15 protein-coding genes are annotated in these 16,121 nt (G+C 67.9%); 6 read left to right on the top strand and 9 right to left on the bottom strand.

All coding sequences use genetic code 11. The features are described 5' to 3' along the window. The first annotated feature begins 95 nt into the window (after window positions 1–95). From IBX18_RS26615 to IBX18_RS26605, 3 genes are all read left to right on the top strand, one after another. A complete protein-coding gene (locus tag IBX18_RS26615; protein WP_135233055.1) occupies window positions 96–1,175 on the top strand; it encodes a sugar phosphate nucleotidyltransferase in 1,080 nt (359 codons plus the stop codon). 130 nt (window positions 1,176–1,305) lie between these two features. Further along, a complete protein-coding gene (locus IBX18_RS26610) occupies window positions 1,306–1,638 on the top strand; it encodes a hypothetical protein (RefSeq protein WP_194836240.1) in 333 nt (110 codons plus the stop codon). 447 nt (window positions 1,639–2,085) lie between these two features. Next, a complete protein-coding gene (locus IBX18_RS26605; RefSeq protein ID WP_194836239.1) occupies window positions 2,086–3,492 on the top strand; it encodes a hypothetical protein in 1,407 nt (468 codons plus the stop codon). A 67-nt stretch (window positions 3,493–3,559) separates the two neighbouring features. Here IBX18_RS26605 and IBX18_RS26600 read toward each other — a convergent pair whose 3' ends face one another. Continuing rightward, complete coding sequence (locus tag IBX18_RS26600; RefSeq protein WP_107659019.1) at window positions 3,560–4,258, bottom strand: response regulator; 699 nt, start codon at window positions 4,256–4,258, stop codon at window positions 3,560–3,562. Next, window positions 4,255–5,841 carry a sensor histidine kinase gene (locus IBX18_RS26595; RefSeq protein ID WP_306796431.1) on the bottom strand — a complete coding sequence of 529 codons (1,587 nt, stop codon included), beginning with the start codon at window positions 5,839–5,841 and terminating at the stop codon, window positions 4,255–4,257. Before IBX18_RS26595 ends, IBX18_RS26600 begins: the two co-directional genes overlap by 4 nt. Before the next feature lie 125 nt (window positions 5,842–5,966). Here IBX18_RS26595 and IBX18_RS26590 point away from each other — a divergent pair, with 125 nt between their 5' ends. Continuing rightward, on the top strand, window positions 5,967–7,334 hold the full coding sequence (locus tag IBX18_RS26590) for a cation:dicarboxylate symporter family transporter (RefSeq protein ID WP_194836237.1): 1,368 nt from the start codon (window positions 5,967–5,969) through the stop codon (window positions 7,332–7,334). A 58-nt stretch (window positions 7,335–7,392) separates the two neighbouring features. On the opposite strand, the gene IBX18_RS26585 is transcribed toward IBX18_RS26590, so the two are convergent. Both IBX18_RS26585 and IBX18_RS26580 read right to left on the bottom strand, forming a co-directional pair. Continuing rightward, a complete protein-coding gene (locus tag IBX18_RS26585) occupies window positions 7,393–7,608 on the bottom strand; it encodes a DUF4287 domain-containing protein (RefSeq protein ID WP_135233050.1) in 216 nt (71 codons plus the stop codon). 189 nt (window positions 7,609–7,797) lie between these two features. Continuing rightward, a complete protein-coding gene (locus IBX18_RS26580) occupies window positions 7,798–8,223 on the bottom strand; it encodes a DUF4267 domain-containing protein (protein WP_194836236.1) in 426 nt (141 codons plus the stop codon). A 110-nt stretch (window positions 8,224–8,333) separates the two neighbouring features. On the opposite strand from IBX18_RS26580, the gene IBX18_RS26575 reads away from it, so the two are divergent. Further along, a complete protein-coding gene (locus IBX18_RS26575; protein WP_194836235.1) occupies window positions 8,334–8,924 on the top strand; it encodes a TetR/AcrR family transcriptional regulator in 591 nt (196 codons plus the stop codon). Window positions 8,925–9,101: 177 nt separating this feature from the next. Next, window positions 9,102–10,556, top strand: coding sequence for an NAD(P)/FAD-dependent oxidoreductase (locus IBX18_RS26570; protein WP_194836234.1), 1,455 nt, complete (start codon window positions 9,102–9,104; stop codon window positions 10,554–10,556). Here the strand turns inward: IBX18_RS26570 and IBX18_RS26565 are convergent. From IBX18_RS26565 to IBX18_RS26545, 5 genes are all read right to left on the bottom strand, one after another. Then, entirely contained in the window at window positions 10,553–11,473 is a 921-nt protein-coding gene (locus IBX18_RS26565) for a cation diffusion facilitator family transporter (protein ID WP_194836233.1), read from the bottom strand. The two genes, IBX18_RS26570 and IBX18_RS26565, sit on opposite strands and share 4 nt — an antisense overlap. A 112-nt stretch (window positions 11,474–11,585) precedes the next feature. Next, the gene (gene manA / locus IBX18_RS26560; protein WP_194836232.1) at window positions 11,586–12,803 is read right to left on the bottom strand and encodes a mannose-6-phosphate isomerase, class I; all 1,218 of its coding nucleotides are present in this window, start codon (window positions 12,801–12,803) and stop codon (window positions 11,586–11,588) included. Beyond that, window positions 12,803–14,005: a tobH protein gene (locus IBX18_RS26555; protein ID WP_194836231.1), complete on the bottom strand. Its 1,203-nt coding sequence runs from the start codon at window positions 14,003–14,005 to the stop codon at window positions 12,803–12,805. Before IBX18_RS26555 ends, manA begins: the two co-directional genes overlap by 1 nt. A gap of 118 nt (window positions 14,006–14,123) precedes the next feature. After that, window positions 14,124–15,500: a phosphomannomutase/phosphoglucomutase gene (locus tag IBX18_RS26550; protein WP_194836230.1), complete on the bottom strand. Its 1,377-nt coding sequence runs from the start codon at window positions 15,498–15,500 to the stop codon at window positions 14,124–14,126. A gap of 53 nt (window positions 15,501–15,553) precedes the next feature. After that, entirely contained in the window at window positions 15,554–15,934 is a 381-nt protein-coding gene (locus IBX18_RS26545) for a DUF3499 domain-containing protein (RefSeq protein WP_135237563.1), read from the bottom strand. Window positions 15,935–16,121: the final 187 nt, after the last annotated feature.

The raw sequence follows: 16,121 nt of genomic DNA, 5'->3' as shown, positions 1-16,121 counted from the left end.
CGCACCACTCGGTGCGGTCCGAGTGAACTGGCGCGCAGCCGAGTGTCGATCGGCGCGCGAGCAACAATCGATCCACTGTGAACAGGGGACCTTGAATGGCAGGAAATGCAGGCACCGACGCCGTGATCCTGGTGGGCGGGCAGGGCACACGACTGCGCCCGCTGACCCTCTCGGCGCCGAAGCCGATGCTACCGACGGCCGGACTGCCGTTCCTGACGCATCTGCTCGCTCGGATCGCCGAGGCCGGGATCACGCACGTGGTGCTGGGCACCTCCTTCAAGGCGGAGGTGTTCGAGGACCACTTCGGTGACGGTTCCGAGCTCGGCCTCGAGCTGGAGTACGTCACCGAGACCGAGCCGCTCGGCACCGGCGGCGGCATCCGCAACGTGCTGCCCAAGCTGCGCGCCGACACCGTGATGGTGTTCAACGGTGACGTGCTCGGCGGCACCGAACTCGGCGCGGTGCTGGACACGCACGAGTCCACGAACGCCGATGTCACGCTGCACCTGGTGCGGGTGAGCGATCCGCGTGCCTTTGGCTGCGTGCCGACCGACGAGAACGGCCGGGTCACCGCGTTCCTGGAGAAGACTCAGGATCCGCCGACCGACCAGATCAACGCGGGCTGCTACGTCTTCCGCCGCGAATACATCGAGAAGATCCCGGCGGGCCGGCCGGTCTCGGTGGAGCGCGAGGTGTTCCCGCAGCTGCTCGCCGAGGGCGCCCGCGTGCAGGGCCACGTCGACACCTCGTACTGGCGCGACATGGGTACTCCCGAGGACTTCGTCCGCGGCTCCGCCGATCTGGTCCGCGGCATCGCGCCCTCGCCCGCACTGCCGGGCCAGCGCGGTGAATCCCTGGTCCATCCTGGCGCGGGCGTCGCGCCCGGCGCACTGCTCATCGGCGGCACGGTCGTCGGCCGCGGTGCGGAGGTCGGCGCGGGTGCGCGCCTCGACGGCGCGGTCATCTTCGACGGCGCGGTCATCGAGGCGGGGGCCACCGTCGAACGCTCGATCATCGGGTTCGGCGCCCGCATCGGCCCGCGCGCGCTGGTGCGCGACGGCGTCATCGGTGACGGTGCGCACGTCGGCGCGCGTTGCGAACTACTACGGGGCGCACGGGTGTGGCCGGGCGTCGAGATCCCCGACGGCGGGATCCGTTTCTCCACCGACGTCTGATCGGCGCTCCTCAAAAACGGTTTCGTCGCGACGGTGCTTCTGGCAGGGTGCTGCCCAGGGTCCCGGGGCTCCGTCGCGGGATCGCTTCTTTGCTCACTGTGCCAATAGGAATAGTTGAGGAGAACTCTTTATGGGGAAGTCTGTCTCTCGGGTGCTGGCCGCAACACTTTTCGCGGGAGCGGTCGGCATCTGCGTGGCGCCGAACGCTACGGCGGCACCTTCGATCTACGAACCGAGCATCACCCCGTGTAGCCACCAGTTCAGAACGCCGTTCGAACCCGCCCGCCCGGGTACCAGCGCCTACTGGAGCCCGTTCGGCACCGCCGACATCGTCTGCTACGACGCGGGTTTCGGAGTCAGCCACTACCAGCGTGATCCCGGCGGGCAGTGGCATGCCATGAACCAACTGATTCCCGGCAACTACTTCATCAACATTTTCGGCTACAACCACCTGCCCGCATAGAACTCACAGCGGCTCTACATCTTTCACAGGGCTGATCGTCCTGTGGGAGGTGTAGACACTCTGTGGGAGTCGGCGGCTCGAGCGCGGTTGCCGCTGCGAACCAGCGGTGGTCATGGCGTGCGCACGGCGAATCTGCGAGTCCGAGTCCGTCGTCGGGCTGAACCCATCTGTCTGGGTTACCGATGCCGACCTGCGGCTCCGCCTTGTATGTGCAGGTAAATTGCCTGAATGCCATCTCTGCGAGTCAGTGCTTCGTGGAGATTCCGGGGACGGGATCCGAGCGGGCGAGTAACTGTCTGGGACAATAATTCCATTCCGACCGTGCAGTGGACTGAAGTATGGCTAAATGCAAGTTAGAGAATGTTCAGTTCCTAACTATCGCAGCTTCAAGCTCGATTAAGCCACGCTAACGACCCATCCGCTCCGATCGCGAAGGATTGCATTCACATGCCCAGACAGTTGATAGTCACGGCGTTGGCCACCGCGATTGTGGCGACCATGCCGCTGATCGCGGCCGCGCAACCACCCATCACGCCGGAGCCTCCGATCGATCCCGTCGCCTGTGGCTTGTGGGGTTGCACCGACCAGGCTCCGGTTCTTCCGGTTCCGATACCAGAAGCAGTCCCGTTGCCCGAGTCGCCACCGGGTGGCTGGTCGACAGCCGATCCGCCGCCGCGTGCAGAGCTGCTGTATTGGCACGACTTCGACAGTGACGGGGTGGTGAACTGGGCCGATAATTGCGTGATCGTGCCGAACGGTGATCAAGCAGCGGCGATTCGCCCCGAGAACGCCGCCGATCCGGTCAATCCCAGCTCGCACGCGCTGGCGACGGCGTGGAAGGCGTCGAATCCTGGTGCGATGTACCGGACCTCGGGCGAATTGGGCGAAGCCTGCTCCAATTACAACGACAACTGGCGCCGGACCATGGTCGCGTTCCGGGTGTCGAGCAACGACCGCAAGCGCGACATCTTCAAGTTCCTCGGTCAGGGCGGACCGATGTTCGGTGACAACACGCTGACGTTGGCGGTGCCGACCTGTTCACGTCTCGACACGGTGATGAACATCCTCGAATGGGGGCTGCACATTCCCGAGGGTCTGATCGCCAACGCGCTGAAGGCACTCCTCACCCCCGCTATCACCGACCACTTCGGTTGCAGCACCGGTATTCTCGCTCGACTCGCCGAAGAGCTCGGGCAGCTGGTGTGGGCAGGCAAGCGGCTCTATACCCCGACCAACGACGGCGGCGCGATCACCAACCGGTTCTTCGCACCCGTCACCGAGATCGGTATTTTCGATCCGCTCATCAAGGCCATGCCGTGGCTGTTCCCCGGCGGTACCGGGCAAACCGTGCAGGGCCGTGTCCGCAACGACGCGGTATCCCCGTGGGACGGCCGCAATTCCATCGCGATCGACTGGCGTGACGTCTCCGACACCGGGATCGGGCTGCGGGGCAACCGGTGGCCGATCACCGACCAGTCGTTGAGCGAACTGCTCAATGCCATGATCGGGGTCGGGCAGGTCGCCGGCCCCGGCATCGAGGGCCAGATCATCCGTGCTCTCCCGATCGCGCTCGGCAACATCATGAAGATGATTCCGATCATCCGGGATCTCGACGTGCAGTACCTGATCTACGACTCGTGTCGCGCGCTGCAAGAAGGATTCACCCCCTGCACCGCCGAGATCGCGCTGAGCAGGCCCGCCGACGGGGCGACCCGCTGGTATCAGGAGGGCTGGATGCCGTTCAGCACCGTCGACCCGGACATATTGCACCAAACCGCCTGGGAGGTATCGCATTTCAATGAGATGCAGCCCGCCTTCTACAATCTCCCGCCGAACGTCGGTATCGACAACTGAGCGCTGCTTCGGGACTCGCCACACGGGTCGCCGGAACCTGCCCGGCGACCCGTGTGGTCGCTGCGAATCAGGCTCGCGTTTTCCAGACGTAGCGGGTTTTGGGCCGCCCCGCGCGCCCGTAATCCGAACGGCGGGTGACCAATCCGTCGTCGGCCAGCTTTTCCAGATACCGCCACGCAGTGATCCGGGAGACGCCGATGGTGGTGGCGGTGTCCGCGGCGGTGATGCCCTCGGGGGCGGCCCGGACGGTGCGGGAGATCTCGTCGAGGGTCTGCGGCGCAACACCTTTGGGAGTGGTGGCGCGTTGGTCGGGGGTGCGTAGCGCGCTGAGTGCGCGGTCGATGTCGTGCTGGGAGACCGCGGTCTCGCCTGCGGGCAGCGCCGTGCGGAATTCGCGGTAGCGGTCCAGCTTGTCGCGAAAAGCGGCGAAGGTGAACGGCTTCAAGAGATAGAGGACAACGCCGTGCGAGACCGCGGTGCGCACCATGGCGAGGTCGCGGGCCGAGGTGATGGCGATGACGTCGGGCCGGGGCGCCAGGCCGGTGAGTGCCGCCGCGACGTCCAGGCCGCTGGCATCGGGTAGCCCGATATCCATCAGCACCAGGTCGATCGGCGTGCCCTCGGCTGCGGCCTCGGCGGCCGCCCGCATCGCCTCGCGGCCGGTGTGGGCCACCCCGACGGGCGTGAAGCCCTCGATGCGGTCCACATAGGCGCGGTGTGCTTCGGCGATGAGTGGTTCGTCCTCGACGATCAGCACTCGGATCACTGTGCGTCCTTTCGCGGAATCGTCACGGTTACCGCGCTTTCCGGATCTAGTTCGGTACGAATGGTTCCCCCGTGCCTGGCCACCAGGCGGTGGACCAGTGCGAGGCCGAGCCCGTGATGGTCGGCCTTGGTCGAATAACCGCGCCGCGACGCCCGCGCGAACGTCTCCTCGGACATGCCGGGGCCGCTGTCGGCGACGCGCACATATAACGCCGAAGCTGGTTCGGCGCGAACACCTTCGGGATTGTCGCCGCAGTGCCGCACGGTGACCTCGACCCAGCCCGACGGACTCTCGGCGGCGGCGTCGATGGCGTTGTCGATGAGATTGCCGACCAGCGTGACCATCTCCTGCGGAGTCAGCGGCTCGATCGAGTCGAGCGCGGTGTCCTCGGTGATGGTCAGTTCGATGCTGCGCTCGGCGGCCTGGTTCACCTTGCCGAGCAGCAACGCCGCCAGCGCAGGCGACCCGACCGCGTTCAGCAGCCGATCGATGAGGGCTTGGGACAGTTGCAGTTCCGAGGTGGCGAAGTCCACCGCCTCCTGATACCGGCCCAGTTCGACCATGGTGACCACGGTGTGCAGCCGGTTGGCGGATTCATGCGCCTGGGCGTGCAGCGACTCGGCGAAACTGCGCACCGAATCGAGTTCGCCCATCACCGCGCGTAATTCGGTGTGGTCGCGGATCGTCATCACGGTGCCGATCGGGCGGCCCTCCCAGCTGACGATGTCCTGGTTGATGAGCAGGATCCGGTCGCCGGTCACGTGCATCTCGTCGCGGACCACGCCCCAGCTCATCTGCTGCATCGAGGTCGGCAGGTCGCTGCGGCGTACTTCGCCGTCCGGTAGTTCGAGCAGCCTGCGCGCCTCGTCGTTGACCACCTCGGCCAGCTCGCCCGCCATGCCGAAGACCACGAGTCCCTCGTGGATCGAGTGCAGCACGGCGTCGTGCTGTTCGTACATGGCGCGCAACTCGTCGGGTGCGAGCCCGTGGGTCTGCCTGCGCAGGCGGCGGCTCAGCAGGAACGACCCGCTGCCGGAGACCGCGAGGCCCGCCGCGGCGATGCCCAGGATCAACGGCAGTTGCGCGGCGACCTGATCACCGATCTTGGCGCGGGTCACCCCGGCCGACACCAGCGCGACCACCTTCCCGCCGTCGTAGACCGGCGCCACCGCCCGGATCGACGGCCCGAGGGTGCCGGTGAAGGTTTCGGTGAAGGTCTCCCCGGACAGGGCGCGGTCGATGTTCCCGCTGAACGGCTTGCCGATCATGTTCTGGTTGGTGTGCGTGTAGCGGGTGCGATCCGGCGCCATCACGACGATGAAGTCCATGCCGGTCGCATTGCGAATGCGCTCGGTCACCGGTTGCAGCAGCGCCGTGGGATTGATCGTGTAGACGGCGGACAGGGTGGACGGGGCTTCAGCGACACTCACCGCGACATCTCTCACTTCGCGGGTGGTCGTCACGTCGCTGTGGCGCCGCGCGTCGACCACCGCGAGGACCGCGCCGACAGCAACCATCAGGGTCAACACGATCAGCTGAAGTGCGAAGGCCTGACCGGCCAGGGATAGCCGACCGCGTCTCACTAGCTGTTTTCCTCCGCTGAACGTAATGCACCAAACCGTGACCGGCGTCACCAGGGCCGTCATCATTCTGCCTGGAAGGCGTGAGGCACTTCACGTCGGCACCACTTCGGAGGACATCACTCGGTATGAGCCAAGCAACACCAGCAGCACCCCCACGCAAGCGCGACCGCACCCACTGGCTGTATATAGCCGTCATCATCGCGGTCATCGCGGGCATTCTGGTGGGTTGGCTGGCGCCCGGTTTCGGGGTGTCGGTTGCTCCGCTCGGCAGCATCTTCGTCGACCTGATCAAGATGATGATCGCGCCGGTCATCTTCTGCACCATCGTGCTCGGCATCGGCTCGATCCGCTCGGCGGCGACCGTCGGCAAGGTCGGCGGGCTGACCATCGCGTACTTCATGGTCATGTCGACCGCCGCGCTCATCATCGGGCTCGTCGTCGGCAATGTGATCTCGCCGGGTACCGGATTGAATGTCGGCGAGAACGCCAAGGCGGTCAAGTCGCTCACGGATACCGCGCACAAGGCGGGCGGAACGTGGGACTTCTTCAGCGGAATCGTCCCGGACTCACTGCTGTCCGCACTGACCCAGGGCAGCACGCTGCAGGCGTTGTTCGTCGCGCTGCTGGTCGGTTTCGCGGTGCAGGCCATGGGCAAGACCGGCGAGCCGATTCTGCGTGGTGTGGCGTTGCTGCAGAAACTGGTGTTCCGCATCCTGGTGATGATTCTGTGGCTGGCGCCGATCGGTGCGTTCGGCGCGATCGCCAACCTGGTCGGCAAGAGTGGACTGGATGCGGTGCTGAAGTTGGCAACGTTGATGATCGCGTTCTACCTGACCTGCTTGATATTCGTGTTCGGCGTGCTCGGGGTGCTGCTGTGGGCGGTGGCTCGGGTGTCGGTGCTGAAGCTGGTTCGCTATCTGGCCCGCGAGTACCTGTTGATCCTGGCGACCTCGTCCTCGGAGTCGGCACTGCCTCGGTTGATCGCGAAAATGGAACACATGGGCGTCGAGCGGACGACTGTGGGTGTGGTTGTGCCGACCGGATATTCGTTCAATCTGGATGGCACTGCAATTTACCTGACAATGGCGTCGTTGTTCATCGCTGATGCGATGGGAAAACCGCTCACCCTCGGCGAGCAGATCGGCCTGTTGCTGTTCATGATCGTCGCGTCCAAGGGGGCGGCCGGTGTCACCGGCGCCGGCTTGGCCACGCTGGCCGGCGGACTGGAGAGTCACCGCCCCGAATTGCTCGACGGCGTCGGCCTGATCGTCGGTATCGACCGCTTCATGTCCGAGGCCCGCGCGCTCACCAATTTCTCCGGCAACGCCGTCGCCACGGTGCTCCTCGGCACCTGGACCAAGACCATCGACGCGGACCGCGTCAAGGAAGTTCTCGACCGCAAGCTGCCCTTCGATGAACAAACCATGGTCGATGACGACCACGGCGCGCAGCCGCAGCAGGAGCCCGACACCAAGGACCTGGTTCCGGCTTAGCTGCACTGTGAAACACGAAGGGCCCGCAGGATCTGCGGGCCCTTCGCGCATTTCGGGGTCAGGAGGCCCACTTCTCCGGGTTGAGGTGGTACTGGGCGAGCGCGGTGGCGTGACCGTGGCCCATGGCGTGCTCGGACTTGAGCCACTCGACCAGCGGCTTGTGCGACGTCAGGCCGGACTCGCCCATCGCGGTGCGCCACTCGTCGATGGTGCGGCCGTACTTGGCCTCGATGGACGGGAAGTAGGACGCGGGTCCGTGCGGCTTGGTCGACATGGTGGTCGTCTCCTGTGGTCGTCGTGCGTTCAGTGGTGTCGACGGCGGCGCTTCGGAAGATTCATCGGGCGCGGGTGGTTTGTGTGCCGGATCACGAGTGCGTGCGAACGCTGGTCTGCGCGAGGAGGTCCGGACGCGGAACTGTCCGGCACCGGCGAAAACCGGTACCGGACAGCGGGTGCGGTGGAATCAGGCGGGGACGGCGATGGGCAGCGGGGTCGCCCGCTGGGCCAGCTGGTGCTCGCGGATCAGCAGGCCGCCGGCGAGGAAGACCAGCGCGGCGGTGAGGCCGTGGATGCCGAAGGCGGCGGCGGTGGAGCCGTTCCAGGCGAGGACGGTCAGCATGTCGCCGACCGGGACCAGGGCGATGACCAGGGTGGCGATGCCGAGCGCGTAGCGCTGCTTCGCGGCGAGCAGCACCAGGATGAGCACGCCGAAGACGGTGTCGCGGACACCCTTCAGGTTCATGAAGGCGGTCGCCTCACCGTTCGGCCATGCGGGCAGGCCGAAACCGGGGGCGATGGTGTCCGGGCTGATCAGGTAGCTGAGGCCGATGTAGAGGATGAAGGCCGCGCCGATGAGGGACAGTGCGGTGGCGATGCGCGAGGTGGTCATGGTGCTGCTCCTTGGTGCTGCTGATCCTGCTCTGATTTCTAGCGTTGCTAGGTTCGAGAGCAACCATATCGGAGCTTCGTTAGCTTGTCTAGCGCTGCTAGAATTTCGGTATGACCCTCCAGACGCGCAAGGAACGTGAACGAGCCGAACGTCGTCAGCAGATCATCGATACCGCTCGAGAGTTGGCCGAGGAAGAGGGCTGGGAGGCGGTGACCGTGCGCAAGCTGGCCGAGCGCATCGAGTACAGCCAGCCGGTGTTGTACAGCCACTTCGCGGGCAAATCGGCCATCGTGGCTGCGGTCGCGGAGCAAGGTATCGCCGATCTCTCCGTCGTCCTGCATCAGGCGCACGCCGAGGCGACCAGTCCGGCCGACCGAATGACCCGCGTCGCCCGCGCCTACCTCGATTTCGCCGCCGCCAACCCCGCCCGCTACGACGCCATGTTCGTGATGAACGTCGACCTCGTATTCGGGCTGGAGGCGTCGCAGACGCTGCGTGACGCCTTCGCGGAATTGGAAGCGATGTTCCGGCCGTTCGTCGACGAGGCGGACCTCGGCGCCCGCACCGAGGTGGCCTGGAGCGCGATGCACGGCCTCGCCACCCTGGAGCGCGGCGCCCGCCTGCGCCCGGAGTTGCGCGAGCAGCGCCTCGACATCCTGGTCGCCGAGTGGCTGACCGCGGTCGGCGCGACGTCGGCCTGACCAGACCCGACTCGTTCCGCGCCTGCCGAGGCGAATCCTGTTCCCGCGGACCGAATCGGCCATGGCGGGTGACAGTCGACACCTCGGCCACGATCCGGCAGGTCTGACCGCCGTTTCGCACGGCAACGCGTTTCGTGGGCCGGGAAGCACCGCCCGCGGGCCGGTAGCGTGGGGGATATGCCTGATGTTGTGGTCGTCGGTTCCGGGCCGAATGGTCTCGCCGCCGCGGTGATCCTGGCGAAGGCCGGACTCTCCGTCGAGGTGTACGAGGCCGAGTACGCGGCGGGCGGTGGGTCGCGGACGGCGGAGCTGACCCTGCCCGGATACCGGCACGACGTGTGCGCGGGCGCGCACCCGATGGCGTTGGCCTCCCCGTTCTTCCGCGCGTTCGATCTCGCGGCGCACGGCGTCGAACTACTCACGCCGGAAGCGTCTTACGCGCACCCGATGGACGGCGGCACGGCCGGCATCGCCTGGCGCGATCTGGACCGGACCGTCGACGGTCTCGGCCGCGACGGTGCCGCGTGGCGCTCGCTGTTCGGCCCGCTGGTGCCGCACTGGGAGTCGATCGTCGATCTGGCGATGTCGGACATGCGCCGACCACCCAAGGACCTACTGACCGCTGTGCGGTTCGGCCTGCGCACGCTCGAGCAGGGCTCGCCCTTGTGGAACACCAGGTTTCGCGACGACACCGCGGCCGCGCTGCTGACCGGCGTCGCCACCCACGCGATCATCCCGCCGCGCGCCGTGCCCGCCGCCGGGGCCGGGCTGATGCTCGGCACGCTGGCGCACGCCGGCGGCTGGGTGATCCCGCGCGGTGGCAGCCAGGCGATTCCGGACGCGATGATCGCCGAGCTGGAACGCCTCGGCGGGCGGATGCGCACCGGCCACCGCATCGACGCGCTCGGACAGTTCGACGACGCCCGCGCGGTCGTGCTCGACCTCGCGCCCGCGGAGTTGCTGCGCATCGCCGGTCATCGACTGCCGGACCGATACATCAAGCGGCTCCGGCGTTTCCGCTATGGCGGCGCCGCGTGCAAGGTCGATTTCGCGCTCGCGGGCCCGGTGCCCTGGCAGGCCGCTGACCTGGACCGCGCCGGAACGCTGCATCTGGTCGGCACCAGGGACGAGGCGATGGCCGCCGAACGCGCGGTCGCCGCTGGCCAGCACGCGGAACGGCCCTATGTGCTGACCATTCAACCTGGTGTGGTCGACTCGACCCGCGCGCCGGCCGGCAAGCACACCCTCTACACCTACGCGCACGTGCCGAACGGCTCGACTCGCGACATCAGCGAGACGATCATCGGCCAGGTCGAGCGCTTCGCGCCCGGCTTCCGGGACCTGATCCTCGCCAAGCACGTCTACACGGCGGCCGAAATGCCCGCGCACAACGCCAATTATATCGGCGGCGATATCTCGGCGGGCGCGATGACCCTGCGCCAGTGGGCCTTCCGCCCCGCACCGCGCTGGAACCCTTACGCCACACCGCTTCCCGGCGTCTATCTCTGCTCCGCCTCGACCCCGCCCGGACCCGGTGTGCACGGCATGTCCGGCTTGCACGCGGCCCGCCACGTGCTGCGCCAGCGGTTCGGCATCACGACCGACCCGCTGGCGCTGCTCCGTAATCCCTAAACGCTCTCGGTGCGGTAGAGGTCGGGCTCCAGGTAGATCACCCGGGCGGCCGGAACGGCGGCGCGCACGCGGGCTTCCGCGTCGTTGATCGCGGCGGCGATGTCGGCGATGTCCAGGTCGGGGATGAAAGACACCTTGGCGGCGACCAGCATCTCCTCCGGGCCCAGGTACTGGGTCTTGAGATGAATCACCCGCTCGATGCGCTCGCCGTCGGCCAGGTTCTCCCGGATGGCGCGGTCCTCGGCGGGGGTGGCGCCCTCGCCGATGAGCAGACTCTGCATCTCGATGATCAGAATGACGGCGATGATGCCGAGCAGCAGGCCGATGGACAGGGTGCCGATACCGTCCCAGATCGCGTCGCCGGTGAGCATCGTCAGGCTGACGCCCGCGAGGGCCAAGATCAGACCGACCAGGGCGCCGGTGTCCTCCAGCAGCACCACCGGCAACTCCGGGCTACGCGAGGTGCGGATGAACCGCCACCAGCTCGCATTTCCCTTGAGCGGCCGGGACTCCTTGACGGCGGTCATGAAGCTGTAGGTCTCCAGCCCGATCGCGATCAGCAGGATGACGATCGCGACGATCGGCGAGGTCAGATCCTCCGGGTGCTGGATCTTGTGGATGCCCTCGTAGACCGCGTAGATCGAGCCGATGGTGAACAGCACCAGCGCCACGACGAACGAGTAGAAGTAGCGATTGCGCCCGTACCCGAACGGGTGCAGCTCGTCGGCCTCCTGCGCGGCGCGGCGCTGACCGAGTAGCAGCAGACCCTGATTGGAGGTGTCGGCCACCGAGTGCACCGCCTCGGCGAGCATCGACGCCGAACCGGTGATCGCCGCACCGATGAACTTCGCTACGGCGATCCCCGCGTTCGCCGTCAATGCGGCGAGAATCGCCTTCTTGCCACCACCAGCCGACATGGGTTGGATGTCCTCTCTCCGATTGCCCGAACCTGGCTAACTTAGCGTGTGCCGAGATCGGATACCCGATACCGGAGGTGATCACCCGGCCGCGGCGACACACCGCGCCGGCTCACACCTTGCCGACGCAGGCGCAGAAGAGCTGGGCCGAGCCGTCCAGGGCGCGGGCCCGAATGTCGGTGTCGGCGGCCGAGATCCACGCCGCAGCACCGCGTTCCAGCGTCAACTCGGACGCACCGTGCAGCAGCCGCACCGACCCCGCCGTGCACAGCACGATGCCGGGGCCCGCTGCGGTGAGCGGGACCTGCGCCGAGCCCGCGGTCAGATCGAAACGGCGCAGCTCGAACTCCGGCGCGGGCGTGCGGTAGCGCACCGAGCCGTCGCCCGCCGGTTCCGGCAGCACCACGGGCAGCTCGATCGGCTCGAAGTCGAGTACCCGCAACAGTTCCGGCACGTCGACGTGCTTGGGCGTGAGACCGCCGCGCAGCACGTTGTCGGAGTTGGCCATGATCTCCACGCCGAGTCCGCGCAGGTAGGCGTGCAGGTTGCCGGCCGCGAGGAACAAGCCCTGGCCGGGCTCCAGCGTCAGCCGGTTCAGCAGCAGCGCCGCGAGCACGCCGGCGTCGCCGGGGTAGGCCTCGGCGAGTTCGAGCGTGGTGCGCGCCTCGGGGGTGAACCCGCGCTTGCCTTTTCCGGACAGGTAGCGCACGCAGCCGTCGAGCACCTCGGGCAGCAGCGTCGCGAGCACGTGCTGCGGCAGCGTGATCCAGGTGGTGAACAGGGTGCGCAGACCGTCCGAATCCGGCTGCGCGGCAAGCAGATCGGCGAACGAGGCGAGTCCGTCCACGTCGAGCGCGCGCAGCAGTTCGACGGTGCGGTGCGGCTCGCGGAAGCCGGCGAGCGCCTCGAACCGATCCAGCGCCACCACCAGTTCCGGCTTGTGGTTGTCGTCGCGGTAGTTGCGCATCGGCGAGTCGAACGGCACCTTGGTGCGGTTCTCCCGTTCGAAGCCGGCCCGCGCTTGCGCGGTGCTCGGGTGCGCCTGGAGCGACAGCGGCTCCTCGGCGGCCAGGATCTTCAGCAGGAACGGCAGTTTGCCGCCGAATTCCCGGGCGGCGGGGCCCAATTCGCGCTGTGGATCCTCGGCGACGAAATCCAGCAGCGAGCGGGTGCGGTTGTCGATCAGGACGTGCGCGGGGTCGGCGGGGTGCGCGCCGAACCACAGTTCGGCCTCCGGATGCGCGGACGGAACCGGCCTGCCGCACAGCTGAGCGAGCGCGGTGCGCGAGCCCCAGGCATACGAGCGCAACGCACCAACGAGTTCGTGCACTAGTAGCTTCCCCCGTACTGCCCTCGACTGTCGGGTGCGGTACCGCGGGTTCCGATCAGCCGTAGGTAGGCGGCGGCCATTTCCAGCCGCAGCGCGAGCACGGCGAGCTGTTCGAGTTCGCCACCGGCGCCGGGAGCGGGCTCCTCGGGGCGCGGCGGGGCGGGCAGGGAGGGGTCGGTGAGGCCGGTGTGCAGCAGATCGAGCTCGGCGCTCACCAGATCGGCGTCGACCAGGCTGGACCCGGCGCCGCCGAACACGGCGATCCGGCGCCGCGCGGCCGACTGGTCCGGGTCGATGCTGAGCACGAAGACGCGCATGCGCTCGACCTGCATCGGTCCGTCGAGTTCCTCGTCGTGGAACATCGGATCGAAGCCGGGCGCGGATTCGCCTGCGGCCTCGACCATTCGGGTCTTGGCGGCTACCGCCTCGGCCAGATCGACCGCGGTGGCGACCCGGCCCGCCGACTGCAGCAGCACCTCGGCGCCGTGCTCGGCCAGCTCGGCCGCGGCGGGGGAGTCGCCGGCCAGCACCACACCGCGCTGAAGCATGCGCGAGGCGAGGGTCTTGGCCGGATTGCGGAAGACTTCGTTGCCGGGACCGGCGCGCAACGCCTCGGCGTCGAGCACGTCGGCCAGCTCGGTGAGGTCGGGCACGAACGTGCCGCTGCGGGCCGGGTCGACCGCGCGCAGGACGGCGATTCCGGCGGCCAGGAAGCGCAGCAGGCGGTTGTGATCGAGCACCTGGACCCGAGGTGCCAGCACGGCGGCCCGGCCGGCCGCGACGGCGCGCATCGGTCCTTCGATGGGGGTGGCGACGACGACCTCGGCCCCGCGGCGCAGCGCCCGGTCGACCGCGTCGGTCAGGCGTGGGTCGCCCGCGTCGTCGCCGGCGACCAGGACGACATCGAGTGGGCCGACCCAGGGCGGCAACGCGGTGACGGGCACGACGGGCAGGCCCGCGCGGTCACCCAGGGTGGCGACGAGCAGGCTCGCGGCGCGCGCGGCGCGACCGGAGCCGGAGACGAGGACCACGCTGCGCGGGCGCAGACCGGCCAGACGCGCGAGCGCGTCCTCACCGACTGCTGCCGCGGTGGCCCGGACCTGAGCGCCGCCGGAGGCGGCCGAGCGCAGGGCGCCGCCGGTATCGGCCGCCTCCAGCGAAGCGGCATCGTCGAGGTCGAGCACCGGTGTTCCAGCGATCATCGGGCGTCCCACCTCCCCTCATCGCGCTGAGTCGTTATCGCCTTCGCTCGCACCCGGGTCAGCTGCCACGCCGGGCCCGAGTCGGGCGAATTCAAGGCCTGTGATTCCACTATTCCAGTCAGGACCGGACGATGCTCAGGATCTCTGTTACGAGTGCGTCTACATCTTCGGTTGATCGGGCCTCGACGTTGAGCCGAAGCAGCGGTTCGGTGTTCGACGCGCGCAGGTTGAACCAGGCGTCGTCGGCCAATTGCACGGTCACGCCGTCCAGCCTATCCACCGAGATGGTCCGATCCGCGAAGGCCTCCACCACAGCCAGCGTCCGCTCCTGCGCGTCCGGCACGGTGGAGTTGATCTCGCCGGAGGCCGCATACGTTTCGTAGGCCGACATCAGCTCCGAGACCGGCCGATCCTTCTCGCCGAGCGCGGCGAGCACGTGCAGCGCGGCGAGCATGCCGGAGTCGGCGCCCCAGAAGTCGCGGAAGTAGTAGTGCGCGGAGTGTTCGCCGCCGAACACCGCGCCGGTCGAGGCCATCTGCTGCTTGATGAACGAGTGGCCGACCCGGGTGCGCACCGGGGTGCCGCCGAGCGCGGTGACGAGCTCGGGCACCGCATGCGAGGTGATCAGGTTGTGGATGATGACCGCGCCGGGCTCCTTGATGAGCTCGCGCTCGGCGACCAGCGCGGTGATGGTGGACGGCGACACCGGGTCGCCCTTCTCGTCCACCACGAAGCAGCGGTCGGCGTCACCGTCGAAGGCCAGACCGATGTCGGCGCCCGACTTGACCACCAGGTCCTGCAGGTCCACCAGGTTCTTGGGGTCGAGCGGGTTCGCCTCGTGGTTGGGGAAGGAACCGTCGAGCTCGAAGTACAGCGGAACGATGGTCACCTGCGGCAGCGCGTCGAACACGGCGGGCACGGTGTGGCCGCCCATGCCGTTGCCCGCGTCCACCGCGATGGTGAGCGGGCGCATCTCGCCGAGATCGACCAGGTCGCGCAGGAACGCCGCGTAATCGGCGAGCAGGTCGGTTCTGGTCTCGGTGCCGCGCGGTCCGTCATAGCCGGGCACGCCCTCGGCGACCTCGGCCTTGATGGTGGCCAGGCCCGTGTCCTGGCCCACCGGAATGGCTTTGGCGCGGCACATCTTGATGCCGTTGTAGCGCGCCGGGTTGTGGCTCGCGGTGAACATGGCGCCGGGGCAGTCCAGGCTGCCGGAGGCGAAGTAGAGCTGATCGGTGGACGCGAGTCCGATGTGCACCACGTCGAGGCCCTGGGCCAGCACGCCGTCGGCGAAAGCCGCCGACAGACCGGGGGAGGACTCGCGCATGTCGTGTCCGATGACGGCCCGCGTCGCGCCTTCGGCACGCATCAGCCTGGCGAACGATGCGCCGATGTCCCTGACGAATTCGGCGTCGATCTGTTCACCGACCACACCGCGAACGTCGTAAGCCTTGATCACCGCGTTTACGAATTCGGCAGAGCGGGCGACTGTCATGCCCACCACCCTAGGGGATGACGGCGACGGAGGATGACCCGGTTCTCAGTGGTTCAGGACGGCGGGTCGGGGAGCACCCGCAGATGTCCGCGGCGCCCGGTGCGGGTGGTGCGCTGCGGCGGCGGGGCGTAGTCGCGGTAGCCGCGCTGTTCGTGTTCCGGCGGGCGGCGGCGTAGTCCGGCCTCGCGGACCGCTTCGGCGAGCGCGGTCAGATCGTCGTCATCCGGTGTGCTGGAGGAGAACCCGCCTTCGTGGCGGACCATCTCCCAGCCCTTCGGGGCGGTGATGCGGGAGCCGTGCGTTTCGCAGAGATCCCAGGAGTGTGGTTCGGCGACGGTCGCGAGCGGTCCGACGACGGCGGTCGAGTCCGAGTACACATAGGTGAGCGTCGCGACGGCCGGATTCTTGCAACCTGGACGGCAGCAACGACGCATGGGGATCACGCCGATGAGAGTAACCCTCCTGGCGGTCCGATGTGGATAGACACGCTCATGATTCGGGCAAAAACTCCCGCCACGCGGCGGCTGCCGCAGGCGGGCGCGGGGCGCCGGGCCGAGGACGGCCCGAGCCGGTGTCGGTGCGCGGTCTGCGGGCCGCGCACGCGGTGTCGGTAATCAGTTA

The organism is Nocardia sp. XZ_19_369, assembly GCF_015355715.1.
Taxonomy (GTDB): domain Bacteria; phylum Actinomycetota; class Actinomycetes; order Mycobacteriales; family Mycobacteriaceae; genus Nocardia.
The sequence above is the reverse complement of the archived record's forward strand: the minus strand, read 5'-3'. Positions and strand labels throughout refer to the sequence as shown.